General features: G+C 58.1%; 20 protein-coding genes and 1 pseudogene. 5 read left to right on the top strand and 16 right to left on the bottom strand.

Going from position 1 to position 24,111, the window contains the following annotated elements:
- Positions 1 to 169: 169 nt before the first annotated feature.
- Positions 170 to 1,828, bottom strand: coding sequence for an RNA-binding domain-containing protein (locus M8006_RS06805; protein ID WP_250080705.1), 1,659 nt, complete (start codon positions 1,826 to 1,828; stop codon positions 170 to 172).
- 88 nt (positions 1,829 to 1,916) lie between these two features.
- Positions 1,917 to 2,939, bottom strand: coding sequence for a histone deacetylase family protein (locus M8006_RS06800; RefSeq protein ID WP_250080704.1), 1,023 nt, complete (start codon positions 2,937 to 2,939; stop codon positions 1,917 to 1,919).
- A gap of 81 nt (positions 2,940 to 3,020) precedes the next feature.
- Here M8006_RS06800 and M8006_RS06795 point away from each other — a divergent pair, with 81 nt between their 5' ends.
- Entirely contained in the window at positions 3,021 to 4,124 is a 1,104-nt protein-coding gene (locus M8006_RS06795; protein WP_250080703.1) for a pyridoxal phosphate-dependent aminotransferase, read from the top strand.
- Here M8006_RS06795 and M8006_RS06790 read toward each other — a convergent pair.
- The 12 genes and pseudogenes from M8006_RS06790 to rluD all read right to left on the bottom strand — a co-directional run bounded on the left by M8006_RS06790 (position 4,121) and on the right by rluD (position 17,191).
- A pseudogene (locus tag M8006_RS06790) lies at positions 4,121 to 5,076 on the bottom strand (branched-chain amino acid transaminase). The gene M8006_RS06795 and the pseudogene M8006_RS06790 overlap by 4 nt on opposite strands.
- Positions 5,073 to 6,179, bottom strand: a complete 1,107-nt coding sequence (locus tag M8006_RS06785; RefSeq protein WP_250080702.1) for a class II histone deacetylase — start codon at positions 6,177 to 6,179, stop codon at positions 5,073 to 5,075. Before M8006_RS06785 ends, M8006_RS06790 begins: the two are co-directional and overlap by 4 nt.
- Positions 6,176 to 7,207: a histone deacetylase family protein gene (locus tag M8006_RS06780; RefSeq protein WP_250080701.1), complete on the bottom strand. Its 1,032-nt coding sequence runs from the start codon at positions 7,205 to 7,207 to the stop codon at positions 6,176 to 6,178. The genes M8006_RS06785 and M8006_RS06780 overlap by 4 nt, the downstream gene beginning before the upstream one ends.
- Positions 7,208 to 7,227: 20 nt before the next feature.
- Complete coding sequence (locus tag M8006_RS06775) at positions 7,228 to 8,502, bottom strand: TRAP transporter large permease (RefSeq protein WP_250080700.1); 1,275 nt, start codon at positions 8,500 to 8,502, stop codon at positions 7,228 to 7,230.
- Positions 8,499 to 9,044 (bottom strand): TRAP transporter small permease, encoded by a 546-nt coding sequence (locus M8006_RS06770; RefSeq protein ID WP_250080699.1) that lies wholly within the window; start codon positions 9,042 to 9,044, stop codon positions 8,499 to 8,501. The genes M8006_RS06775 and M8006_RS06770 overlap by 4 nt, the downstream gene beginning before the upstream one ends.
- 98 nt (positions 9,045 to 9,142) lie before the next feature.
- Complete coding sequence (dctP, locus tag M8006_RS06765; RefSeq protein ID WP_250080698.1) at positions 9,143 to 10,216, bottom strand: TRAP transporter substrate-binding protein DctP; 1,074 nt, start codon at positions 10,214 to 10,216, stop codon at positions 9,143 to 9,145.
- A gap of 84 nt (positions 10,217 to 10,300) precedes the next feature.
- Positions 10,301 to 11,236, bottom strand: a complete 936-nt coding sequence (gene lhpI / locus M8006_RS06760) for a bifunctional Delta(1)-pyrroline-2-carboxylate/Delta(1)-piperideine-2-carboxylate reductase (RefSeq protein ID WP_250080697.1) — start codon at positions 11,234 to 11,236, stop codon at positions 10,301 to 10,303.
- Position 11,237: 1 nt separating this feature from the next.
- Positions 11,238 to 11,594, bottom strand: coding sequence for a RidA family protein (locus M8006_RS06755; protein ID WP_250080696.1), 357 nt, complete (start codon positions 11,592 to 11,594; stop codon positions 11,238 to 11,240).
- Between the two features lie 133 nt (positions 11,595 to 11,727).
- A complete protein-coding gene (locus M8006_RS06750) occupies positions 11,728 to 12,495 on the bottom strand; it encodes a helix-turn-helix transcriptional regulator (protein WP_250080695.1) in 768 nt (255 codons plus the stop codon).
- Positions 12,496 to 12,728: 233 nt separating this feature from the next.
- A complete protein-coding gene (gene clpB, locus M8006_RS06745; RefSeq protein ID WP_250080694.1) occupies positions 12,729 to 15,311 on the bottom strand; it encodes an ATP-dependent chaperone ClpB in 2,583 nt (860 codons plus the stop codon).
- Positions 15,312 to 15,456: 145 nt separating this feature from the next.
- Complete coding sequence (pgeF, locus tag M8006_RS06740; protein WP_250080693.1) at positions 15,457 to 16,212, bottom strand: peptidoglycan editing factor PgeF; 756 nt, start codon at positions 16,210 to 16,212, stop codon at positions 15,457 to 15,459.
- A 19-nt stretch (positions 16,213 to 16,231) separates the two neighbouring features.
- The gene (gene rluD / locus M8006_RS06735) at positions 16,232 to 17,191 is read right to left on the bottom strand and encodes a 23S rRNA pseudouridine(1911/1915/1917) synthase RluD (protein ID WP_250080692.1); all 960 of its coding nucleotides are present in this window, start codon (positions 17,189 to 17,191) and stop codon (positions 16,232 to 16,234) included.
- Positions 17,192 to 17,390: 199 nt separating this feature from the next.
- Between rluD and M8006_RS06730 the strand changes: the two genes are divergently transcribed.
- Complete coding sequence (locus M8006_RS06730) at positions 17,391 to 18,197, top strand: outer membrane protein assembly factor BamD (protein ID WP_250080691.1); 807 nt, start codon at positions 17,391 to 17,393, stop codon at positions 18,195 to 18,197.
- Between the two features lie 232 nt (positions 18,198 to 18,429).
- The gene (locus M8006_RS06725; RefSeq protein WP_250080690.1) at positions 18,430 to 20,136 is read left to right on the top strand and encodes a methyl-accepting chemotaxis protein; all 1,707 of its coding nucleotides are present in this window, start codon (positions 18,430 to 18,432) and stop codon (positions 20,134 to 20,136) included.
- Between the two features lie 148 nt (positions 20,137 to 20,284).
- Here the strand turns inward: M8006_RS06725 and M8006_RS06720 are convergent, their stop codons facing one another.
- A complete protein-coding gene (locus M8006_RS06720) occupies positions 20,285 to 21,919 on the bottom strand; it encodes an NAD+ synthase (RefSeq protein ID WP_250080689.1) in 1,635 nt (544 codons plus the stop codon).
- Positions 21,920 to 22,035: 116 nt separating this feature from the next.
- On the opposite strand from M8006_RS06720, the gene M8006_RS06715 reads away from it, so the two are divergent.
- Entirely contained in the window at positions 22,036 to 22,341 is a 306-nt protein-coding gene (locus M8006_RS06715) for a PP0621 family protein (RefSeq protein WP_250080688.1), read from the top strand.
- Between the two features lie 11 nt (positions 22,342 to 22,352).
- Here the strand turns inward: M8006_RS06715 and thiO are convergent, their stop codons facing one another.
- On the bottom strand, positions 22,353 to 23,444 hold the full coding sequence (thiO, locus tag M8006_RS06710) for a glycine oxidase ThiO (RefSeq protein WP_250080687.1): 1,092 nt from the start codon (positions 23,442 to 23,444) through the stop codon (positions 22,353 to 22,355).
- A gap of 146 nt (positions 23,445 to 23,590) precedes the next feature.
- On the opposite strand from thiO, the gene M8006_RS06705 reads away from it, so the two are divergent.
- Positions 23,591 to 24,103 carry a GspH/FimT family pseudopilin gene (locus M8006_RS06705; protein WP_250080686.1) on the top strand — a complete coding sequence of 171 codons (513 nt, stop codon included), beginning with the start codon at positions 23,591 to 23,593 and terminating at the stop codon, positions 24,101 to 24,103.
- The last annotated feature ends 8 nt before the right edge of the window (positions 24,104 to 24,111 follow it).

Genomic DNA, 24,111 nt, shown 5'->3' with positions numbered 1-24,111 from the left:
ACTGATCCAAGCAGCATCTTCTGGCAGCGCTGGATGGCCTGGAGTTTGAAAAACCTAGCTTCATGGCGTTTTCTTTCTGCATTCTTTCTGCATTCCGCATACTTCAACTTTTTGCAGAAAGAAGTAAGAAATTGATTTTTAAATAATTAAATTCCTTTCAATGCTGCTTTCATTCTGCAAGCTTCCATTCTGGCTTACCTCTCGACCCCGTATTAAGAATGCGCTCCCGCCGCCTCAGTTTGGTCAATAGGTTGCCTATCTTGCGCTGTTTTTGTTCAGGTGTGAGCGCATCACTGAGCTTATCGATTAATAACTTATCAATCTCTGCGCGGCTAGCCTGGCCAAACTGATGCAAGTAATCGATGACCAGCTTGGCGTAGAACTCATCATCCTGTGCACGTGTACGAATGTAGTCCGCTTTGCTTGCAGTCGCCTTAGCCACGCTGGCTGAAACATAGAAACGCGGCTTTCGCCCCTCTACAAGGCCAGCGCGCTTTAGGCGAGTGACCGCCTCGTCGGGAATCGGCAACTGCTTTTGAACTCGGTCTAGTGCCAACACATCCGCAAGCGGTAAATCAGTTTGCTGGATCAGAAGCCGACTATAGGCCGGATCAACGACACCACCATAGATAGTCAGCCTGACCGCACCCGATTCGCCAAGATCATAATCAGGCATGGGGAGATAACGGCGGGCTTGACGGGCAAACATGTCATGAATGCCGTAGCCCATGGTGTCGATCATATTCAGCTCCGCCATGGCCTGGGCTAAAAAGGGATTGCGGTAGCGGCGGGGTATACGATTACCTTCCAGATAGTCACCAGGTGCGCCCTCATAAAAGCTTCCCTCATTTTCAAACACCAGACGATCCGGGTGTTCTATTACCACCACCCGACCCTGGCGCATGTAATCCTGATGGGCGATGCAGTTATGCAGAGCCTCAAGCACGATTTTCTGGTCATACTTCGATACTTCAACAGGTAACAGCTCGTCCTGTGGGAGCAGGCGCAACTGTACATTACGAATGCGTTGGTACAGTTGCGAAGTGGCCAGCAGAAAAGGGGGTGCGAAGTGCTGGTAGGCACGCTCCGCGCCTTCCAACTTCCAGGTCATCTGGGCTGGATGAGGCGACAGATGCCAAGCGGCTTCAGCCTTGCCCAGCAGTAATAGCGTGGTTCGCGTAATCTTACCGTTCTGAGTAATACGTGCCCGATCAAGAAAGGTAGACAAAGGCCAGCCCATTACCTCGTCGCTACTAAAACGATTGGCGTATTTCTGGGCAAAGGCATCACGGGCCTTATGCAACGCAGTCTCGTCCAGGTCGGCTAGACTGGCGGCTAAAACCAGTTGCGCGCTCCAGTCCTGTGCAAGAGTTTGTTGACGAATCTCATCTTGTTTGTCCAAGCCTAAGGATCCCAGACTTTCACCCGCGCGGGCGTGATAGTGTCCCTTCCATGCTATGGGAATGCCACGTGGTGCCGCGGGTATTTCAAACAGCAACACCCTACCGTCTGTATGTTGCAACTCATGGATATCGCGGAAGGTGACACTGGGCTCAGTGCTTTGTGCTACTTGCTGTTTCAAGTTATGCAGACGCTCAGGGTCTTCGCGGTAGCTGGTTCCCACTACACCACGAGTTTTATTACTTACGCCAAATACCAACCAAGCACGTTCCAACCCACGCAGATTGGCTTCATTGCTAAGGGCCGAGAAGTATTCACCAATCTTGTTAGTGTCGTAGTCGTTACCAGCCTGCTTAAATTCCACTACCTCGTTCTCCCAGGTGTGGATTAGGTCCTCAAGCAGCGTATGCAAGGCTGGCTGGTTCATGCCGTTCCCTTTCAATGACTATCCGGATCGTTTGCTGATCGCTGAAAGTGGCTATAGTGCCAGACACCTTGATGGCTTGTCTTACTGATTACGCCTTGCCGAGCAGCCCCTCAAAAAAACGCACCGCATTGGCTTCAAGCCCCTCCAGGTAGTAACCGCCTTCCTGTACCACCAACGTGGGTAGATTCAGGTCCGCGACTGTTCGGCCAAGCTGACCAAAGCCTGATGTGGAGACGGCGACTTTCGCCTGGGGGTCTCGCTCGTCGATATCAAAGCCCAGCGCCAGCACGATCGCGTCCGGTTCACACAGGCGAATGGCCTGGCAGGCTTGTTCCAGGCGTTCAAAAAACACCGATTCCGGTGACCCGTGGGGCATCGGCAGGTTGATGTTGTAACCCAAGCCTGCGCCCTGCCCGCGCTCGTCTTCAAAGCCGGTAACCGCCGGGTAGAAGTTGGTGGTGTCGCCGTGGATCGAGATATACAGCACATCGTCGCGCTGGTAGAAAATTTCCTGAACGCCCTGCCCATGGTGCATATCAGGGTCCAGCACTACGATGCGGGGGTAGCGCGAGGTAAGGTGATGAGCAGCAATGGCGGTATTATTGAGGAAACAAAAGCCACCGGCGGTTTCGATACCCGCGTGGTGACCCGGCGGGCGCGTTAACGCGTAGGCGAACCGCTCGCCGTTAAGCAGGGCCTCGGCACCGGCGACCGCGCTTTGCGCTGACCAGTACGCCGCCTGCCAGGTATGCTGACCTACCGGCGCGCTGCCATCGGCCAGGTAGCGCGCGGCTTCCGCCAATATGCCGCGCAGAGCGTTGGGCGAACGCACGAAGATGTTGGAGATAACTTCGTCTCCCCAATCTTCGCCAAGGGCATGCCAACGCCGATAGGCACTTTCCAGAAAGCGCAGGTAGGCCAGCGAATGCACTGCCCTGAGCGGCGCTACCCCATAATCGGCAGGTGGTTGAACGTCGAAGCCAAGCTGCTTGGCCGCCGCCAGCAGATGCGTGGCGCGTTCGGGTACTTCCTGGGGCGTGCGCATCATCCCTCGTGAGAAGTAGACTTGCGGCCGGTGAAGCAACTGGTCATCGTGGAAGAAGGTTTGCATAAGCACCGCCCTTATCAATGATGAAAGTACTTGCACACTAAAATCTTAGGTTAATCATTAACCGTATTGCCAGGAGCCACCATGCCCCGCTACCCCGACCACTTAATGAGCGAAGGCCCCGCCAACCCCTTTCCCGGTATCAAGGTGCTGGAGCGCCGCATTGGCCAGAATATCCCTCATCGGCTGGGCTCCAACGAAGGCCTGGACATGCCGCACCGCGCGCTGCGCGAGCACTTTGGCGATGCCCTGGCCGAACACGTTTACTGCTACGGCGATGCCGAGGCGCTGGGTGTTCGCCAGCGCCTGAGCAAACAGCAGGGTATTGCGCTGGACACGCTGCTGGTGGACGCTGGCGCCGACAGTTTGATTGCCCTGGCGCTGCGCACCACCTGCGAACCGGGTGAAACCGTCGTCAGCACCGCTGGCACCTACCCCACCTTTGGCTATTTCGCCAAGGGCCAGGGCTGTCTTGTGGTCGAACCCCGCTACCATGAAGCCCCCGGCGTGCTGGCTCCCGATTTGGAAGCCCTGGCCGCCGCAGCCCATGAGGAAAACGCCCGCCTGGTCTATCTGGCCAACCCGGATAACCCCAGCGGCCACTTGCACAGCGACAGCGCCATCCTAAAACTGCGCGACGCGCTGCCCGATACCTGCTGGCTGCTGTTAGACGAGGCGTATGGAGACTTCCGTGATGATGCGGGCAGCGAGTTCGCTGCTAAAGCCATACCAGGGGTAATTCGCCTGCGCACACTCTCAAAAGCCCACGGTTTGGCCGGCCTACGCATTGGCTACGCCATCGCCGAGCCAGAAGTGCTGGCGATGATGATGAAGGTGCGTATTCATTATGCCGTCTCCACCTTCACCCAGGCGGCCGCCGAAGTGGTGCTCGACCATCCTGACGAGGTGAACCAGCATGTCACCGACGTGAAAGCCCGACGGGAAAAGCTGGCGGAGCACTTTCGCACGCTAGGGGCCGACGTACTGCCCAGCGCCACCAACTTTGTCGGCATTCGCCTGCCCAGCGCCGAGCTGGCCGCCGAGGTGCACCAGCAGTTACTCGCCAAGGGCGTGCTGGTCGCTCGCCTAGCACACCCGGCGCTTGCCAATGTGATACGCATTACCGCCGTGCAGGCCGCACTGGAGCCAGGAAGATTGGCGGCGCTAGAGAAGGCAATCAAGACTTAGGCTGGCGTCAGCCAGTGACGGAAATCATCCAGCTCACCGCGCACCGCCTGGCGATATAAGCTCTGCAGTTGGGCCGTGACACTGTTTGGGCTGATGGGCTCGTTGACGGGCGGGGCGCCAGCGCGCCCACCGATACGCCGCCCATCCAGCTCGCGCAGCGGCAATATTTCGGCGGCGGTGCCGGTCAAGAAAGCTTCATCGGCGGTGTAGAGTTCGTCGCGGGTCATCCGCCGCTCGCGAACCTCAATACCCAGCCCCTTTTGCGCCAGCTGAATAACGCTATCCCGGGTGATGCCTTGCAAACACGAAGTCACCTCCGGGGTATGCAGCACCCCATCGCGCAGCAAAAAGACGTTCGCCGCCGAGGCCTCGGCCACATAACCTTCCGGGTCGAGCATGATGGTTTCATCAAACCCGGCTTTGAGCGCCGTATTCAGCGCCAGCATGGAATTGACGTAGTGGCCGTTGGTTTTGGCGCGGCAGAGGCTGATATTGACGTGGTGGCGCGCCCAGGAAGAGGTCAGCGCCCGCAGCCCGTGAGTCGCCGCCTGAGGGGAAATGTATGGGCCTAGATCCCAGGCGGCGACCATCACATGGGTGGTGAGCCCCTGGGCACGTAGCCCCAAGCCTTCAGCCCCGAAAATACCGTGGGCTTCAGGTAGGCATTACTCAAATTATTCTTGGCCAGGCACTCGCGCTGGGCCTCGATCAAGTCAGCTTCGCTGAACGGCAACGGCATATCCAGCGAATGAGCGCTCTCCACCAAACGGCGGGTATGCTCTGCCGCGCGAAACAGGTGCGTTCCGCTGGGTCCAGCGTAGGCGCGCACACCTTCAAAGCAGCCCATGCCGTAGTGCAGCGTATGGGTAAACAGGTGCACCGTGGCGTCGCGCCACTCACGCCATTCGCCGTCCTGCCAAATCCAGCCGTCGCGATCATAAAGCGGTGTCATCGGATTGCTTGCTCCCACTGTTGGCGCCAGCTATCGATAAGCGTTTGCTGGTGCGGTTGCAGGGCCTGGTAGCCCCAGGCGGCAATTTCATCGTTTTGCGGGTCGGGCACGGCAATCGCACTGCCCGCCAGGGTTTGGATCACCGCGTGGCCGCATAGCGGCGCATAGCCTTCGGAGTAACCACCTTCGTGGACAAACACCAGCTTGCCATCGCAGCAGCGCTCTGCCAGCGCTTTAAGCTGGGCGGTCATGGCGGCGAACGCCTGGCTGTTGAGCAACATTTTGCCTAATGGATCTTTGGCGCAGGCATCAAAACCACAGGCCACCACAATGAGTTCGGGATTGAAGACCTCCAGCGCGGGCAGCACCAGTCTTTCCATGGCGTAGTCGTAAGCCCCCAGGCCGCACCCCGGCGGCAGCGGTAGATTGAGGTTGGCACCCAAGCCTGCACCTTCGCCCTGCTCGTCAAAACCGCCGGTTTCCAGCGGGTAGTTGGCCGCCTGATGAATCGAGACGGTCAGCACATCCGGCTCATTATAAAACGCCGCCTGCTGGCCGTTGCCGTGGTGGACATCCCAATCGAGTATCGCCACGCGCTTAACCTGACCCAAAGCGCGGGCGCGCATCACCGCCACGGGAATATTGCCCAGCAGGCAGAACCCGCGGCCCTGATCGGCTTCAGCGTGGTGGCCCGGCGGGCGGCACAGGGCGTAGGCGTTGCTCACCTCGCCCAGTGCTACGGCCTCAACAGCCGCCACGCCTAGCCCCACTGAATGGGTTGCCGCTGCCCAGCTACCCGGCATGTAAGGCGCGCAGTCGCCGCCATTGCCGCCTCGCGCGTTATCCCCCGCCTGCAGCTCGTCTAAATAGCGCGGGGTATGAAAGCGCAGCAGGTCATCAAGCGTCGCGGCAGGTGGTTTAACCACGCTCAGCTCATCAATCAGCCCGCTGACTTCGAGGATATTTTTCAGCCGCCGCTTGCTTTCGGGGCTTTCCGAGGCGGCCTGGGGCTGTAAAAATTCGCCGGGCGCAGAGAACACACCTATCGCACCCAGATCATGCCAGAAGCAGCGTTCATGCCAGTAGAAACCGGTTCTGTTCATGCCGTAAAGCCCTGCATAAAGGCGGCCAGGTTGGCGCTTAGATGCTCGGTGGGATAGCCGCCTTCTTGAACAATCACCATCGGTAACGCAAGTGCCGCTAGGCGTTTGCCCACCTCAATAAACGCTTCGGTTTCCACCGTTAGTCCCGCTAGCGGGTCATCTTTATGGGCATCTAACCCCAGTGCCACCACCACCGCATCCGGCTCGTAGCGCTGCAGGTGATCAATTAGCACCGCCAGGGCGTCGAGATACACCACCTCGTCGCTGCCTACCGGCAGGGGCAGATTGACGTTAGCGCCTACGCCCTCATCAAAGCCCTCTTCATCAGCGCCACCCCAAAAGAAGGGGTAGAAGTCACTGGGGTCAGCATGCAGCGAGCCCGTCCAGACATCGCGGCGGTGGTAGAAAATATCCTGGGTGCCGTTGCCGTGGTGCAAGTCCACGTCAATGATCGCCACCTTGGCAAAGCGTTCGCGCAGCACCGTGGCCGCCAGCGCCGAATTATTCAGCAGGCAAAAGCCTCCGGCGCGCTCAGGCCCGGCATGGTGACCCGGTGGGCGGCACAGCGCATAGGCCGCTGGCGCCCCATTAAGCACCTCTTCAGCCGCCGCTTCGGCGCTTGCCGCCGAGGCCAGCGCGCCTTGAAAGCTGGTGGCACTTAGCGGGCAGGCCATGTCATGCAGGTGCCAGCCCGCCTGCCCAATCGGATGGCGCGGGTAGTGGTGGCCGCCACCGCAGGGGTGAATATTGGGCGCAACAAACTCTGCTGCATCCGGCAGCGCCTGCCAGCGAGCGTAAATGGTGTCCAGAAACGTCAGGTAGCGCGGCGTATGGATCTTCTCCAGGCGCTTGCGCAGCGTTGGCGAATCCGCCTCTCTGGGTGCGGTCAGGGTCAGTCCTGCGTTCGCCAAACCTTGGGTGAGCAGTTCGGCGCGCACCGGCCCTTCCGGCGAAGGCACGGGCTGGCCGCGCAGCAAAAACGTTGGCGGCGCATGGAATTCCTGATCAAGGTGGTAAAAACATTTCATGGTTAAGTGTTGGCAGCCCGTTAGAGTAAAGAAGGAATCCAGGTGGAGAGCGCTGGGAAAGCAGCCAGCAGCACAATCACCGCTAAAAACGACACGTAAAACGGCAGTGACGCCACAATCGCCTTTTCATAGGGCACCTCGGCGATTCGCGCGGCGGTCATCAGCGTCATCCCCACCGGCGGGGTCACATTGGAGATATTGAGCACCACGATCATCAAGATGGCGAAGTGTAGCGGATCGAACCCCAGTTGGATCATCGCGGGCACCAGCACCGGCGCGATCACCACCAGCGCGGGCAGCACATCCATCACCGTGCCAATCACGATGAGCAGCAGGCAGACCAGCATCAATTGCACAAAGGCGGCATCGCTCACGGTGGTGATCATGCTCGCCGCATCCCTGGCTATGCCCGAGCGGGTGACAAACCAACCCAGCACCGCCGAGGTGGCTAACAGGAAGAACACCACGCCAGAGAAGCGCACCGTGGTCACCAGCGAATCCCAGATTTTGCGCCAGGTTAGGTTGCGGTAGAACACCACGCCAATCGCGATGGCGTAAACCGCCGCAAAGCCCGAGGCTTCGGTAATCGTCGTCAGCCCTGAGAGAATCCCGCCGAGGATAATCAGCGGCACGACCATGGCCGGCAGCGCGACGAGAAAGGCGACGATTGCCGCTTTAAAGGGCGTTGGCGCTTGTTTGGGGTAGTTACGCTTCCAGGCCAGGAAAAAGCTCACGCCCAGCAGCGCCAATGCCATGATCAAGCCGGGAATAATGCCCCCGGCAAACAGGTCAATCACCGAGATATCGCGCAGCAGCGTGGCGTAAACCACCATCACCACGCTTGGCGGGATAATCGGCCCAATGATCGAGGAGCAGGCGGTGACCGCGGCGGCGTAGTCGGCATCATAGCCCTGCTTTTTCATCTCGGGGATCATGATCTTGCCGATCGCGACGGTGTCGGTGACCGCCGCGCCGGTTAGCCCGGCAAAAAACACCGAGACCGAGATATTCACATGGGAGAGCGAGCCGCGCACCCGGCCAAACAGCGCATTGTTGAACGCGATCAGCTTATGCGTCAGCCCACCCTGATTCATCAGCTCGGCGGTGAAGATAAAGTAGGGCACGGCGATCAGCAGAAAGCCCGATACGCCGGAGAACATGCGATCAGCAATGATCCCCAGCATGCGCTCGCCGCCCAGCGCAAAACCGCCCGCCAGCCCCGACATGGCCATCACCACCGCCACCGGCGCGCCGATCAACAGCAGCAATACGAATACCACGATTGCATGCGTCATGAGCGGGGCTCCCCATCGGCCGTTTCAATCAGTTCATCGATCACATGACTGTCATCGATAAAGTGCTCCAGCAGGGCGAAACCATGCACCAGGTGAAGCAGCATAATGACGCCGCTAATGGGCAGTACAACAGCGGTAAACTTGCTGGAAATTTGAATTTGCGCGGACACCATGTAGACCTGAGTGGCGCTGGTGAAGTACTCCCAGCCGTACCAGGTCAGCATCAGCGCAAACAGCCCAATCACCGCCAAACAGAGCCCGGCAGCGATTTGCACCATGATTCTGGGGAGGCTGCGAACCAGCAGGGTCATGGCCACGTGTTCGCCGTAGCGCAGCGAAATGGTCATGGAGAGAAAGCCGATCCACGGCAAAAAAAGCCGGGCCAGTGAATAGGTCCAGCTTAATGTACTGCCCGTTACCAGCTTGTAGAGAAAGGCGGTAAACGAAATGCCCAGCATCGCCAGGATACAGCCCACACACACCACGATAGCCACCTGATTGACACCATCGCTCAGGCGGCGCAACGGTTGTAATACGCCCATAACACCCCCTCATGACAACGCCCGCTAATCACGTCTTACGCCGGGGCGGTAAGCACCACCCCGGCGACGGTCAGCAGCGCGTCGCTATGGACATGTGTTTATTGGCCATAAACACGGTAGTCTTCCTCGGCAACTGTTTGGCCGACGCTTTCGACTTCGTCCAGCAGCCCCTGTACACGGTCTGCGTCCATGCCGAAGTCATCGACGATCCATTCCTGCCAGGCAGGGCGGGCAATCTCGGCCATGCGTTCGCGCTCGTCATCAGGCATCAGGTAGCATTCTTCAAAGCGCTCGCAGGATTCCACCCAGCTGGCGGTCGCCAGTGCGCCTGACATGCCGTGGCTCATCTGGATCGCTTCCCGCGCGGAGCTAATCAGCACTTGCTGCTGCTCTTCGGGCAACGACTGGTACCACGACTCACTAACGACCCAGGGGGCGCTGTTGTAAACGTGCCCGGTAAGGGTGGTGTAGTCGGTCACCGCATCGAAGTTGAAAGTGGTGTTAAGTACGGGCGCATTGAACTGGCCGTCGGCCAGGCCGGTTTCCAGCGCGGTGATCAGCTCGCCCCAGGGTAACGGTGTGGCAGACGCCCCGAGGGCTTGCATGATGGCAACGTGGGCAGGGTTCTCTTCGGTGCGGATGTTGAGCCCTTCCAGGTCTTCGACGGTCTCAATCAAGCGCACGTTATTGGTAAACGCCACAAAGCCGCCGCCATCGTCGAAGGTGCCCAGGTAGCGCATATCGGCGTCTTCAATGGTGCCGGACATGAAGTCAGCGAACCACTCACTGTCAAAGAACGTCCAGGCTTGGCGCCAGTTAGTGAACAGGAATGGCGCCGTGACGACCTGATAGTCTGCATAGAAGGACGACATCGCCCCGGCCGACATGATCGTCGACTGCAGCGTACGCCCGCCCTGTACTTCCGAGCCGTTTTCCACCTCGGCGCCTAACTGGCCGCCACCGAAGATATTGACCGCAAGATCCCCGTCGGTACGTGCCTCGACAAGGTTTTTGAAGTGCACCAGCGCCGGATAAATCGCGTTATTGCTCATGTCCTCCGGCAGTTGGGTGGCGATCACCATTTCATTGGATTGCGCTTGGGCATTAGCACTGGCAATCGCCAGCGGGAGCGCTGCCAGGGCGGCAATCAATATGGATTTATTAGCGTTCATAACATACCTCGTTTTGGTTGTTGGTCGGTCTTGGTTATGACTGGCGTTACCACCTCATCGGTAGCGATTTTTTTGTTGTGTGGGTTATTCGGGAAGTGACTCCCATACCTCAATGGCGGCGGCGAGATCTTCAAGCGACGCACCTACCGACTTGAACAGCGTAATCGCCTCCTCTCCCGAGCGTCCGGGCTTAGCTTCAGATAGCACTTCGGCAAGCTCCGCCTGAATCTGGTCAAGCTGAAACTCACCTTCGTCAATCGCTTGCAGAATATCCCCCGCCTCGCCTTTGGCACCGGCGTAGGTATCCACAAATACCTCTGAGCGGCGCAAACACAGTGCATCGGTTTCGCGCATTTGTGGACGAAACGCGCCGATCAAGTCCAGATGGGTGCCGGGGGTCAGCCATTCACCCTTGATCAGCGGTTGGGTGGAAAGCGTCACACAGCTGATGATATTGGCCTCGGCCACGGCGTCGGCCAGCGCTTCCACCACCTGGGTCTCGAAGCGCTCGGCGTAATCGTCGGCTATCGCTGCCGCCTTGCTCGGGTTACGCCCCCAAATCATCACCCGCTTGATAGGCCGCACGCTGGCGTGGGCTTCAATCACCATCGGTGCCAGCTTGCCCGTACCCACGACCAGCAAGGTCTCTGCGTTTTCATTCGCCAACGCCTGGGCGGCAAGCGCCGACGCCGCAGCCGTGCGACGACGGGTGAGCTCGCTGCCATCGATACATGCCAGCGGCTGGCCATGTTTGCCCTCGCTGAGCAGATAAAGCCCGGAGATAGCAGGGACACCATGGTCGGCGTTTTGTGGAAACACATTGACCATCTTGACGCCGATATACCCCGCTTCTTCCCAGGCGGGCATCAGCAGCATGGTGGCTTCGCCATCTGGCCGGTGCATGGCGTGATGGTGGCGCGGTGGTGACTCAACGCCATTCACGAAAGTAGCATGTAGCCGCTTGACCAAACCATCCCAACTAAGCGTTTGAGCAACGTCTTGTGCAGATAACACCCGCATATCAGGCCTCCGGCAGCGCGGCAATCACCATGATTTCCACTTTCCATTCGGGCTTGGCGAGTTTGGCTTCGACGGCTGCGCGCACGGGCGGGCGACCCGGCACGACCCAGGCATCCCAGGCGGCGTTCATATGGTCGAATTCTGCCATGCTGGTAACCCAGATTTGCGCTGAAAGCAGATGTTCTTTGGAGGTGCCGGCCTGGGCCAGCAGTTGATCGATGCGCGCCAGCACTTGTTCGGTCTGCCCGCGCATATCTGCCGAGGCATCCGTGGGTACTTGCCCCGCAAGGTAAACGGTGCCGTTATGAACCGCCACTTGGCTCATCCGCGCATTGCTGTCTTGGTAGGTAACGCTCACAGGGTCTCTCCATCAAAAGGGCTTCTTCAGAGACTAGAACGCTATGTGGCAAATTACTTGCCCGACACTGCGGCAAGTTTGCCCGTAAGTCATGCAGACGGTTCTCAGGATGGGAGCCGGTTTCAGGAAACGCCTACCTGTCAGACGAGGGAGAAATATCGAAATAGCGCCGATACGCGCGGGAGAAGCTGCCCTGGTCGCGAAAACCGACCAGCATGGCGACATGCCCCAGGCTAAGCGTGCTGTGCCGTACCAACGAACGCGCATGCTCCAGGCGCCGGCGCTGGACATAGGCCAGCGGCGTCACGCCGGTCAACTCGCGAAAGCAGGTGTGAAAATGCCCTGGGCTCAAGGCACAAAGGGCGGCTAGCTGCTCCACGCGAATTTCGTCGGCAAGGTGCTGATCCAACCAGGCATCCAAACGGGCTAGGTCGAGGCGTTCACTGATGCAGTGCTGACCCAACTGCTCAGCCGCTTCAGGTGTGGCGTCATGCAGATACATCGTCAGCGCACGTAACAGCAGAATAGCGATCTCATTCTGCAGCGCAGGGCACTGCTCAAGCTGACTGGCCAGGGCGTGGGTAAGTTGGTTTAACGCTGGGGGCACGCTGAAAAAACGCGGCTTATCGAACAAGCGCTCAATCTCACTGCCTTTTTCAAGCGTAGCCAGTTGAGCAACGGGAACATCCAGCACCAGGGTACGGTTGCTGCCGTCGCCCTGATACTCATGATGGCGCGACGAAGGAATCAAACACCCACGGCGGGCAGTTACCCTTTCCCCCTGCCCTTCCATCGCAAGCTCCGTGACACCACAGGTGGCTAGTATCAGCTGATGGAAATCGTGGGTATGGGCCACATGCTCTTGGTCTAAATTGCGGCTTTGCAGCTCAAAAAGGGCCATGGTGGGTTACCGTCTTTCGTCGAATACTGATCAAACACTATAAGACGGCGAGGCAACAAAATGCGAGGGGGTAGTCAACTTTGGGCTAACGCTCGGTTGGCACTTTAGAAAAAGGATCACGCATTAAAAAGCCCCACCAGCCATGCCAGTAGGGCTTTACGCGTTGCATTTCGGCAACGGCCTAGGGCGCAAGGTGCTGTGTGCTGCGCCCTTAGCCGTCAGTTAGCTATTGTTTAGCTATTGAAGACCAGCTTGCCGTCTTCTGCGCTGACGCGGATGATGCTGCCAGGGGCAAACTTGCCGGCTAGCAGGTCTTGGGCCAGCGGGTTTTCAATGCGGCTTTGGATCGCCCGCTTGAGTGGCCGCGCGCCGAAGACCGGGTCAAAGCCCACTACGGCCAGCTGCGCCATGGCGTCGTCGCTGACCTCAAGCCCCAAGTCGTGCTCGGCTAAGCGCGCCTTCAAGCGCTCCAGCTGAATCGCGGCGATGGCCTGAATCTGCTCTTGGCCGAGGGCGTGGAACACCACCACCTCGTCGATACGGTTAATTAGCTCCGGACGGAAGTGGTTGCCCACGACTTCCATCACGGCATTTTTCATGCTTTCGTAGTCGCTGTCGTCGCCGCCCATGCGCTGGATAATGTCCGAGCCCATGTTGGATGTCATGACGATCACGGTGTTACGAAAGTCCACCGTGCGGCCTTGCCCGTCGGTTAAGCGGCCATCTTCAAGCACTTGAAGGAGGATATTGAACACGTCAGCGTGCGCTTTTTCCACCTCGTCCAAAAGCAGCACGGAGTAGGGCTTGCGCCGCACCGCTTCGGTCAGGTAGCCGCCCTCTTCGTAACCCACATAACCGGGAGGCGCGCCAATTAGCCGTGCCACGGAGTGCTTCTCCATGAACTCCGACATATCGATACGCACCATCGACTCTTCGGTATCGAACAAAAAGTTCGCCAGCGACTTACACAGCTCGGTTTTGCCCACCCCGGTCGGGCCGAGGAATAAAAACGAGCCGCTGGGGCGGTTCGGGTCGGCAAGCCCTGCGCGCGAACGACGCACGGCATTTGCCACGGCTTCGACCGCTTCTTCCTGGCCGATCACCCGCTCGTGCAGTGCTTCCTCCATACGCAAGAGCTTGTCACGCTCGCCTTCCAGCATTTTCGCTACCGGGATGCCGGTCCAGCGAGAGACCACCTCGGCGATTTCTTCTTCGGTGACGTTGGAGCGCAGCAGCTGGTGGCTGGCGGTATCAGCGGCTTCGCCCTCGTTACTCTCGGCGATTTTCTTCTCGATTTCGGGAATCTTGCCGTACTGAATCTCCGACATGCGCCCGAGATCGCCCTGTCGACGCGCCTGCTCAAGGTCAATGCGCGCTTGCTCAAGCTCGGCTTTGAACTGCGCGGCGCCCTGAATGCTGGCTTTCTCTGCTTTCCAAATTTCATCCAGGTCAGCGTATTCGCGGTCCAGCTCGTGGATCTGATTATTCAGCGCTTCCAACCGTTTTTTCGATGCCTCGTCGGTCTCTTTCTTCAGCGCCTCGCGCTCCATTTTGAGCTGAATCAGGCGGCGGTCGAGCTTATCCATTTCTTCGGGTTTGGAGTCGAGCTCCATGCGAATACGCGAGGCCGCCTCATCGATCAGGTCAATGGCTTTGTCGGGCAGCTGACGGTCGGTAATATAGCGCGTGGAGAGCTTCGCCGCGGCAATGATCGCCGAGTCGGTGATATCCACGCCGTGGTGAACTTCATAGCGCTCTTTCAGCCCGCGCAGAATCGCCACGGTGTCTTCTTCGGTGGGCTCGTCCACCAGGACTTTCTGGAAGCGCCGCTCAAGTGCCGCGTCTTTTTCGATGTACTTGCGGTACTCATCCAAGGTGGTGGCACCCACGCAGTGCAGCTCGCCGCGCGCCAGCGCTGGCTTAAGCATATTGCCCGCGTCCATGGAGCCCTCGGCTTTGCCCGCGCCGACCATGGTGTGCAGCTCGTCGATGAACAGAATCACCCGGCCCTCTTCCTGAGAGAGCTCTTTCAACACCGCTTTTAGCCGCTCTTCGAATTCACCACGGAACTTGGCCCCCGCCAGCAGCGCGCCCATATCGAGCGACAGCACGCGTTTGTCCTTAAGTCCCTCTGGCACCTCGCCGTCGACAATACGCTGGGCCAAGCCTTCAACGATGGCGGTTTTGCCCACGCCCGGCTCCCCAATCAGTACCGGGTTATTTTTTGTGCGGCGCTGCAGCACCTGGATGGTGCGACGGATCTCGTCATCGCGCCCGATCACCGGGTCGATCTTGCCGCTAGCGGCTCGCTCATTAAGATCCAGGGTGTACTTATTGAGCGCCTCGCGCTGATCTTCGGCGTTAGGGTCGTCGACTTTCTCGCCGCCGCGCACGCCTTCAATGGTGGTTTCCAGTGCCTTGCGCGTCACGCCAGCGTCTTTTAAGGCCTTAGCAACTTGGCCCATTTCAAGGGCTGCCAGTAGCACCAGCTCTGAGGCGATGAACTGGTCACCGCGCTTTTGCGCTTCGCGGTCGGTCAGGTTGAAAAGCTTGATCAAATCTCTTGAGGGCTGCACTTCACCATCGAACTGGCTGACTTTGGGTAAGTCGTCAAGCTGTTGGTTAAGACCCTCGCGCAGCCGCGAACTGTCGCCACCGGCTTTCTGCACCAGTGCTTTGATGCCGGTATCTTGATTGTCGATCAGCGAAAGCAGCAGGTGAACGGGCTCTAGTTGGTTGTGCCCGTGGCCCACGGCCAGCGACTGCGCATCGGCAATCGCGTTTTGCAGCTTGGCGGTAAACTTATCAAATCGCATAAAAATCTCCTCCGGGATGACGGCGCGTTTGGACGCACCGTTTTGCCCCTAAATCATGCTTGCGGCCACGTGTTGAGCCGCGCCTAATATAATTTATGGTGCCCGTTCTCAGCACTTTCAAGAGGAGACCTTAAAGAAGGGAGAGCTACTTGAGCCAGATCACGCTGGCCATGCGCCCCGTGTGGCCATTGTCGCGACGATAAGAATAAAAGCGCGACTCACACGCTGTGCAAAAGTGACCACCGCTAACATGATGGATGCCCAGCGCTTCAAGCCGCAGCCGCGCCAAGCGATACAAATCGGCCATTTGGTGCCCTAACCGATAGGGGCTGTGATCAAACGCCTCCGCCGCTTCGGGATTCACGGCAATAAAAGCGTCGTACACTTCTGGGCCCACTTCGAACTGCGCGTTAGAGATGGCTGGCCCCAGCCACACCAGCACGTCGTCGGGCGGCGTGTTGAGCGCAGCCACGGTCGCTTCTAATACACCGCCCGCTAGCCCGCGCCAGCCTGCATGGGCAACCGCCACACGTGTCCCGGCACGGTCGCAAAACAGCACCGGCAAGCAGTCAGCGGTCAACACCACGCAGGCGTAGTCGCGGCTCATGGCCAATGCTGCATCCGCTTCGGGCGGGGATGTTTGGAAGTGTTGCTGCACCCGCGCCCCATGCGTTTGGTTTAGCCACATCAGAGGGCGCTCATCGCCTAGCTCTTTGTGTAGCTGGCGCCGACACAGGTCGACATGATCTGAGTTATCGCCAACGTTATGCGCCAGGTTAAAGGCGGCAAAATCGCCCTGACTGGGGCCGGTCTCACGCGTGGTGACGAAAGCTCCTACGTTAGGCGGCGCTGGCCAGTCGGGCGTGATTAACGTGGGACGAAGGTCAATGGCGTCGCTCATGACAGCTCCTTCAGGCGTTTTAACGCATGGTCGCGTGATCTTCGCGCAGGTAATCCAGCAACATTAACAGATCATCTGGCAGCGGCGCACGGAAGGTCATGGTCTGCTCGGTGTGCGGGTGAACAAAGGAGAGCTTGCGCGCGTGCAACGCCTGTCGCGGAAATTCGCGCAGGATCTCTTTTAGCGGCTCGGCAGCTCCCGGTGGCAGTTTGGGCCGCCCGCCATAGACCGGGTCGCCAATCAGCGGGTAGCGTGCATGCGCCATGTGAACGCGAATCTGGTGGGTGCGCCCGGTTTCTAGCTTGCAGCGCACGTGCGTGTGGGCACGAAAGCGCTCCACCACGCGAAAGTGCGTCACCGCCGGTTTACCCGAGGCATTCACGGCTTGGCGTTTGCGATCCTTCGGGTGGCGGCCAATCGGCGCGTCAACGGTGCCGCCCGCCACCGGCGTGCCGATCACCACAGCGTCATACTGGCGTGAGACCGTGCGCGCTTGCAGCTGCTCAACCAGCGCGGTTTGCGCTGGCAGCGTTTTCGCCACCATCATCAGCCCCGTGGTGTCTTTATCCAGGCGGTGAACGATACCGGACCGCGGCAGCTGGGCGATTGCTGGATGGTAGTACAGCAGCGCGTTGAGCAGCGTGCCATCGGGATTGCCCGCCGCCGGGTGAACGACCATGCCAGCGGGCTTATTGATCACCATCACGGCGTCATCTTCAAACACCACGTCCAGTGCTATCGCCTGCGGCTCAAAACGTCCTTCTTCTTCCAGCGTGGCGCAGAGGTCTAACGTTTCATCGCCATAAAGCTTGGTTTTAGGCTTAACATGGGCGCCATCGACGGTGAGTTCGCCAGCGTTGATCCACGCTTTCAAACGCTCACGCGAGTAGTCGCTGAACAGCTCAGCCGCTGCTTGGTCTAAACGCGCGCCGACAAGGGTTGCCGGTACCCGCTGCGTGGCTTCAACAGTACGGGGCATAAAGGTTCCTTTAACGCACCTCAGTTTTCGACAACGTTTTTAGCAACGTTTTTAGCAACGTTCTTAACGACGTTGTTAACAACAATGGCTTTACGCCTGCGTTTTGCGCTGAGGTGATTTATAGTGGGCTATCAACAACTCATTCTAACATGGCCGCTATCGCTTTTCGGCGATTGGCTGGATTGTCACGAGGATCTCCATGCGCGTTTTTTCTGCTGCGACCTATTTTGGCGCACTTACCTTAAGTCTGGCCCTATTAACAGGCTGCGCCAGCAACGGCTCAACCGACTCCGTTGACGAGGGTAAATATGCTGATGTCGCAGAACGGGAGCTATATGAGAGCGCCCGCGCTGCGCTAGACAGCAGTCTTTACCCGACCGCCATTGAACGCTTGGAAGCGCTTGACACTCGCTTTCCCTTTGGCGCTCACGCCGAACAAGCGCAGCTTGAGCTGGTTTACGCTTACTATGAAAACGATAACTGGGAAGAGGCACGGGCAGCGGCAAGCCGCTTTATTCGCTTGCACCCCGATCACCCGCAAGTAGATTACGCCTACTATCTGCGCGGCCTTGCCGCTTGGCAGGCGGGTCGCTTTAGCCTTGAGCGCCTGCGTTTAATCGACATTTCCAAACGCGATCTGGGTGCGACCCGCGATGCTTACAACGATTTCCGCGAGCTCATCCAGCGCTACCCCAGTAGCGAATACGCCGCCGATGCTCAGCAGCGTATTATCTACTTGCGCGAAATTCTCGCCCGCCACGAACTGCACGTCGCCGATTACTACCTGCGTCGCGGGGCCTATGTGGCGGCGGTGGAACGCGGCCGTTGGGTGATTGAGAACTATCCCGAGTCCAACGCCTCTCACGATGCCCTCGCTACCATGGTAGAGGGCTATATGGGCCTCGGAATGAATGACCGTGTACAAGAAGTGCTTGCCGTGTTGCGGGAAAACGCTCCCGATCACGAGCAACTTAACGGCGGTGAGTTTCAACCCAAGCATCATTAGACAAGATCTTTATAAGCTATACAGATGAACTAACCACTTAAACCACGCTTCGGCGTGGTTTTTTATCGTTACCAGGAAAAGTTCCTAAATAACTGATAAATAATATTTTTCTATGCACCAATAAGGAGTATAAAAAAGAAAACGCCTCAATAGTTGTACAAAACTCATACTTAGGGCTAATATCTGCGCACACACATTATCAAGCATATTAACGGTGCCTTAAGGAGAATGCATGTCTTCGCTGTATGCCCGCCTCGCAAAAGCCCGAATTGGTACCCGCCTCACCATTGGCTTTGCCATCCTTCTTGCCTTACTCGTCATTATTGCTGCCGAAGGTATCTACGAAGTTAACCAGATTGATCGTGACCTAACCACCATCAACGATGTTAACGGTGAGAAACAGAGTTTTGCGGTGGATTGGCGCGGCAGCGTCCACGACCGTGCCATCGCCCTTCGCGATATCGTCCTAACCCAAGATGAAAGTGAGGTCCGTGCGCTTAAGAACTTGATGCAGCGCCTGAGCAATAATTACGTCGAAGCAACTTCGGGCATGCAGGGCGTAATCTCCGAATATGCCGCGAGTGAGCAGGGGGAGCAGATTATTGATAGCATCAACGCACAGCAACAAACCGCGCTTGCGCTTACCCAAGAGGTACTTAACGCTCGCGAATCCGGCAATATCGAGAGGGCACGCACTCTACTTCTTGAACAAGCAGGCCCAGCCTATGCTGAGTGGTTAAACCGCATTAACCAGTACATTGATTTACAGGAAAAGATCAATAACGCGACCACCGCCAGCGCACGCGACACGGCTTCCGGTTTTCAGATAAAGATGTTGATCTCGACTCTCGTCGCTCTACTGATCGGCGTCCTTATCGCATGGTTCCTCTCACGCCAACTGCTACGAGAGCTTGGCGCCGAACCCTACGAAGTCAAAGCCTTTGCCGAAGCCGTTGGTCGCGGTGAGCTAACCACTCAAGGGCACCTAAAGAAGGGCGACAAGCGCAGCATCATGGCCGCACAGGTCGAGATGGCCCGTGAGCTGCAAGGCATTGTAGCGCAGGTGCGTGCCTCTGCTGAAGCGGTCGCGACTAACAGCGAGCAAATTGCCGAAGGCAACAACGATCTTTCTGCGCGCACCGAGCAGCAAGCCAGCGCACTGGCTGAAACCGCCTCGGCGATGGAACAGCTCAACAGCACCGTCAAACAAAACGCCGATAACTCCGCCCAAGCAAGTCAAGAAGCCTCCAGCGCTTCCAGCACAGCCAAGCAAGGCGGAGAAGCGGTGCATCAAGTCGTGGCAACCATGAACGAGCTAAACCAGAGTTCACAGGAAATCGCTGGCATCATTTCCACCATCGACTCCATTGCCTTCCAGACCAACATCTTGGCGCTGAACGCTTCCGTGGAAGCGGCTCGTGCCGGTGAACACGGCCGTGGCTTTGCGGTAGTGGCTGAAGAAGTACGCAAGCTTGCACAGCGCAGCGCCGATGCCGCTCGAGAAATCAACACGCTGATTTCCAGCAATCTCGACCGCGTTAATCACGGCAATGCACGCGCCGAAGAGGCGAGCAAATCGACCGAAGAGATAGTCTCGGCGATTTCGCGCGTGACGAGCATCATGCAAGAAATTAGCAACGCCAGCGCCGAACAAAGTGACGGGGTGCAGGAAGTTGGACAAGCGGTGACCGAGATGGATCAAGTCACCCAGCAAAATGCCGGGCTGGTGCAAGAAAGTGCCAAGTCTGCCAATAATCTGCGCCAAAACGCGCACCGCCTCATCGACGCCATGTCACAGTTCAAACTTCCTCACGCAAGTAACGAACGCCCTCAGCCGACGATTGCCAGCACGTCAAGTGCGCCACGCAGCGAGCGCTCAACCCCCGCTCCTGTGGTGCGCAAATCTCAACAAGACGAGCCCGAGTGGGAAAGCTTCTAGGTGTCTAAGCTAATCTTAGTAGATACGCTCACTGTATCGCGCTGATAACGGACTAAAGCCAAAAAAGCCGCCTTTTTTAAGGCGGCGTTTGCGTTACTGGCTTTATCGACTCATCGCTACCCACACTGACGTCGCAACGGTAGGCGGGTTACTCTCCCGGCTGCCAGCCATTGACGATCGGATAACGGCGATCACGCCCAAAGCCACGCGGGGTGACGCGCACGCCAACCGGCGCTTGGCGACGTTTGTACTCGCAACGGTCAACGAGCTTGACGATCTGGTACACGTCGTCGCGCTTAAAGCCCGCCTCAATCATCGCTTCTGCACTCATATCGCCTTCAATATAGCGCACCAAAATAGCGTCCAGCGTGTCGTAGTCGGGCAACGAGTCGCTATCCTGCTGATCGGGCGCCAGTTCCGCGCTTGGGGGGCGTTCAATGACCCGTTCGGGCACTGCGGGCGACTCGGTATTGCGCCAGCGGGCCAAGCGGTACACCCACGTCTTGTAGACGTCTTTAAGCGCATTGTAGCCGCCCACCATATCGCCGTAGAGCGTGGCGTAGCCCACCGCCATCTCGCTCTTGTTGCCGGTAGTGAGCACCATCAGCCCCTTCTTATTGGAGATCGCCATCAGCAGCACACCACGGCAGCGCGACTGCAGGTTTTCTTCCGTAGTATCCCGTTCGGTGCCAGCAAAGCTTTCCGCCAGCGTGCTCATAAAGGCGTCCACCATCGGCTCAATGGGCATGATCTCGTACTCGACCCCCAGCATCTTGGCCTGTTCGGCGGCATCCTGTTTGGAAATATCAGCGGTGTAGTGATACGGCATCATCACCGCCTGCACCCGCTGCGGGCCGAGGGCATCAACGGCAATTGCCAGCGACAGCGCCGAATCAATCCCGCCGGAAAGCCCGAGCACCACACCTTTAAAACCGCTTTTATTGACGTAGTCGCGAAGGCCCGTCACCAATGCGCAGTAAAGGCTTTCCTCTGGCTCAACCTCTGGTTCAATCTCGCCGGGCTCCGGCACCCAAGCCGAAGCGCTTTGCTGCAGAAATTGCACGGGCATCAAACCCGCTTGCCAATACGGCGCCAACACGCTGAGCTCGCCCTGGGCATCCACGCAGCATGAACCACCGTCAAACACTAGCTCGTCCTGGCCGCCAATGGTATTGACGTAGACAATCGGCTTTTGCACGTCTTTAGCACGCGCTTCAAGTAAACGCAGCCGTTCAGCGGGCTTATCGTGATGATAGGGCGAGGCGTTGAGGCTGATGAGCAGCTCCGCACCAGCGTCGCAAGCGGCGTTAACCGGTGCGCCCTCCCACAGATCCTCACAGATCAAAAGCCCCAGCTTCGCGCCCTTGTGCTCGTAAACCAACGGCTCAGTGCCCGGCGTGAAGTAGCGCTGCTCATCGAAGACTTGATAATTCGGCAGTGCTTGCTTGGCGTACTCGGCTTCCCACCGGCCGTTATACAAAACGCCGGCGAGGTTATAACAGCGCCCTTCGCGCACGCCGGGGTAGCCGATAATCACCAGCACATCGCGGGCAATTTTTTCCGCCATCGTCGCACGAGCTTCGCGCAAACGCGTCTCCATCGACGGGCGCAGCAGTAAATCCTCCGGCGGATAGCCAGAAAGAAACAGTTCCGGAAAGACAACAATATCGGCGCCGTGCTCAATACGCGCCTCGCGCACCGCTTCAATCGCGCGGGCAGCGTTGCCGGGAATATCTCCGACCAAAGGGTCGAGTTGAGCCATGACCAGCGTTAAGTCTTGCATGGGCGTTCAAATCTCTTGAGAATCGTGAAATCGCAGTGACGCGTTACTCACCCTATTGTCCCGCAAGGGCCAGCGGCTGGCAAAGGTCGCACTAACACCCCTGGGAGTTTTAAAGGATGAACCTATTGATCATTCGTTTCATTATTTTCGCCGTGCTGTTTTTTGCCGGCCTCAAACTTTATGGCATGTACCGCGAATGGAAGATTGACCGCGAAGCGCTGGAGCAGAAACCCGAACGCCGCGATGGCGGCCAGATGGTGCGCTGCCAGTGGTGCGACGTTCATGTGCCAGAACAAGACGCCCTGCGCGAACAAAAACAGTGGTTCTGCTCAAGTGCCCACCGCGACCGCTTTCTCCAAGAGCAGCGCGATGACATTACCGAAAGCCAAAAGAAACATGAGGACTCCAACAAGCGCGACTAAATCGAGCCGACTTAGGACAAACGCCCTTCCAGCCGGTATGGCGACGGGTCAATCAGCGCCTCACGCCCCAGCAACTTATCCACCAGTAAGTGCGTGGAGGCTGGCGCTAACACCAAGCCATTGCGAAAATGCCCGGCGTTGACGTAGAGCCGCTCAAAACCCGGTACCAGGCCGATAAACGGCGTACCATCGGGCGAGCCGGGACGCAACCCCGCCCAGTGGTGCGCCACCGGGTAACCTGCCAAGGCGGGCACGATGGCTTCCGCGCTCTGCTTCAATAGTGCCAGCGCTTCAGCGTCGATGGTTTTATCAAAGCCGACGTCCTCCAAAGTCGAACCAGCCAGCACTACCCCATCGGCACGGGGAATCACGTAGCGCCCATCTTTCAGTATCACCCGGTTGACCAGCCCCGGCGGTGTTTGAAAGGCAATCATCTGTCCTTTAACTGGCTTGACCGGGAGGATTACCTCTAACGTTGCCAGAAGCCCCGCCGCCCACGCGCCGCCGCAGACAATCACGTGTTCGCCGTAAAGTGGCCCTTGTGCAGTTTCAACGCCGTTAACGGTGTTTCCTTGGCGTATAAAACGCTGCACCTCGCACCCTTCGCGCAAGGTGACCTCAGGCATCGCGCTCAGGCGCGCTTTTAGCGCCTGAGCCAAGCGCGGGTTGCGTATGCTGCCGAGTGTTGGCATCCATAGAGCTCTGTCACTGGGTGCCGCTTGCGGCTCTTTCTCGGCTACAAAGTCGCTACCGACGCGCTTAAGCGGCTTACCCATGGTGCGCGCCCAGGCAAGGGCTCTCGCCTCGTCGTCAACGTTAAGGTATAAAAGCCCTTTTTGGCGATATTCTGGGTCGATGCCCGTCTCTTCCAATAGGCGCAGAGAAAGCGCGGGGTAAGCACCTTCTGACCAGCGCGACAGCTGTGAAATGGGCGTAGCGTAGCGCCATGGATAAAGCGGCGACACAATACCACCGCCGGCCCAGGAAGCCTCTTGCCCACACTCACCGCGCTCGACCAGTGTGACTCGCTGACCGGCATCCGCCAACTGAAGCGCCGTCATCATGCCGATGACCCCGCCGCCAATAATTAAGAAATTGCTCACACGTTTTGTCCGTTTTGGCTTACATAACGTTGGCCAGCATCGTCTAGCTTGATAGGTAGCATACCTCCGTCTGGCCGCCGACCTTGAGCATAACCGCGTAGCCAGGCGGGTCAAGCAGCATTCATCACGGCCAGGGAGGCTTGCCTGTGGAACACCCACCCCGAGGATTTACCCTGCTGGAGTTACTGGTGGTCATCTTGCTCGTGGGCATTATGGCGACGCTCGCCATGCCCAGCTTTCTCGCCTTTGGCGAGCGCAACGTCCGCAGCGCGGCAGTTAACCAGCTACAGAGTACGCTGGCATTTGCCCGCAATACGGCGATTACGCAACGCATAGAGGTCACGGTTTGCCCGACGGACGCTGAGCGAAAAACATGTACTAAACAATGGAGCGGCCCGATTCTCGTGGTCGCGGGAGATAAGCAGAAGAGCCTCGATGCCGATGATATCGTGCGGGTATTTCCTGCCACGCAAAGGGCCAAAATCACCTATAGCAGAAATTGGAAGCGCATTAAATTCACTCCGCTGGGGCATAACAGCGGTTATAACGGGCGCTTTTTTGTGTGCCCGGGTAAGGCTGAGAAGGGAAGTGAACTCGTACTTAGCCAGCTCGGTCGTTTACGAGCCAAGGAGCAGCCTTACGACTGCTCCTCACCGTGAGTGCTTGA

The sequence above is a fragment of the Halomonas llamarensis genome, from assembly GCF_023555005.1.
Classification (GTDB): domain Bacteria; phylum Pseudomonadota; class Gammaproteobacteria; order Pseudomonadales; family Halomonadaceae; genus Vreelandella; species Vreelandella llamarensis.
The sequence above is the reverse complement of the archived record's forward strand: the minus strand, read 5'-3'. Positions and strand labels throughout refer to the sequence as shown.

Bases quoted from the DNA above. Each gene is read 5' to 3' on its own strand.
- lhpI (WP_250080697.1), bottom strand. From the start codon at position 11,236: ATGCGGGTGTTATCTGCACAAGACGTTGCTCAAACGCTTAGTTGGGAT.
- M8006_RS06775 (WP_250080700.1), bottom strand. From the start codon at position 8,502: ATGACGCATGCAATCGTGGTATTCGTATTGCTGCTGTTGATCGGCGCG.
- M8006_RS06725 (WP_250080690.1), top strand. From the start codon at position 18,430: ATGTCTTCGCTGTATGCCCGCCTCGCAAAAGCCCGAATTGGTACCCGC.
- pgeF (WP_250080693.1), bottom strand. From the start codon at position 16,212: ATGAGCGACGCCATTGACCTTCGTCCCACGTTAATCACGCCCGACTGG.
- M8006_RS06770 (WP_250080699.1), bottom strand. From the start codon at position 9,044: ATGGGCGTATTACAACCGTTGCGCCGCCTGAGCGATGGTGTCAATCAG.
- dctP (WP_250080698.1), bottom strand. From the start codon at position 10,216: ATGAACGCTAATAAATCCATATTGATTGCCGCCCTGGCAGCGCTCCCG.
- rluD (WP_250080692.1), bottom strand. From the start codon at position 17,191: ATGCCCCGTACTGTTGAAGCCACGCAGCGGGTACCGGCAACCCTTGTC.
- M8006_RS06750 (WP_250080695.1), bottom strand. From the start codon at position 12,495: ATGGCCCTTTTTGAGCTGCAAAGCCGCAATTTAGACCAAGAGCATGTG.
- clpB (WP_250080694.1), bottom strand. From the start codon at position 15,311: ATGCGATTTGATAAGTTTACCGCCAAGCTGCAAAACGCGATTGCCGAT.
- M8006_RS06805 (WP_250080705.1), bottom strand. From the start codon at position 1,828: ATGAACCAGCCAGCCTTGCATACGCTGCTTGAGGACCTAATCCACACC.
- M8006_RS06720 (WP_250080689.1), bottom strand. From the start codon at position 21,919: ATGCAAGACTTAACGCTGGTCATGGCTCAACTCGACCCTTTGGTCGGA.
- M8006_RS06780 (WP_250080701.1), bottom strand. From the start codon at position 7,207: ATGAAATGTTTTTACCACCTTGATCAGGAATTCCATGCGCCGCCAACG.
- M8006_RS06715 (WP_250080688.1), top strand. From the start codon at position 22,036: ATGAACCTATTGATCATTCGTTTCATTATTTTCGCCGTGCTGTTTTTT.
- M8006_RS06795 (WP_250080703.1), top strand. From the start codon at position 3,021: ATGCCCCGCTACCCCGACCACTTAATGAGCGAAGGCCCCGCCAACCCC.
- M8006_RS06730 (WP_250080691.1), top strand. From the start codon at position 17,391: ATGCGCGTTTTTTCTGCTGCGACCTATTTTGGCGCACTTACCTTAAGT.
- M8006_RS06800 (WP_250080704.1), bottom strand. From the start codon at position 2,939: ATGCAAACCTTCTTCCACGATGACCAGTTGCTTCACCGGCCGCAAGTC.
- M8006_RS06785 (WP_250080702.1), bottom strand. From the start codon at position 6,179: ATGAACAGAACCGGTTTCTACTGGCATGAACGCTGCTTCTGGCATGAT.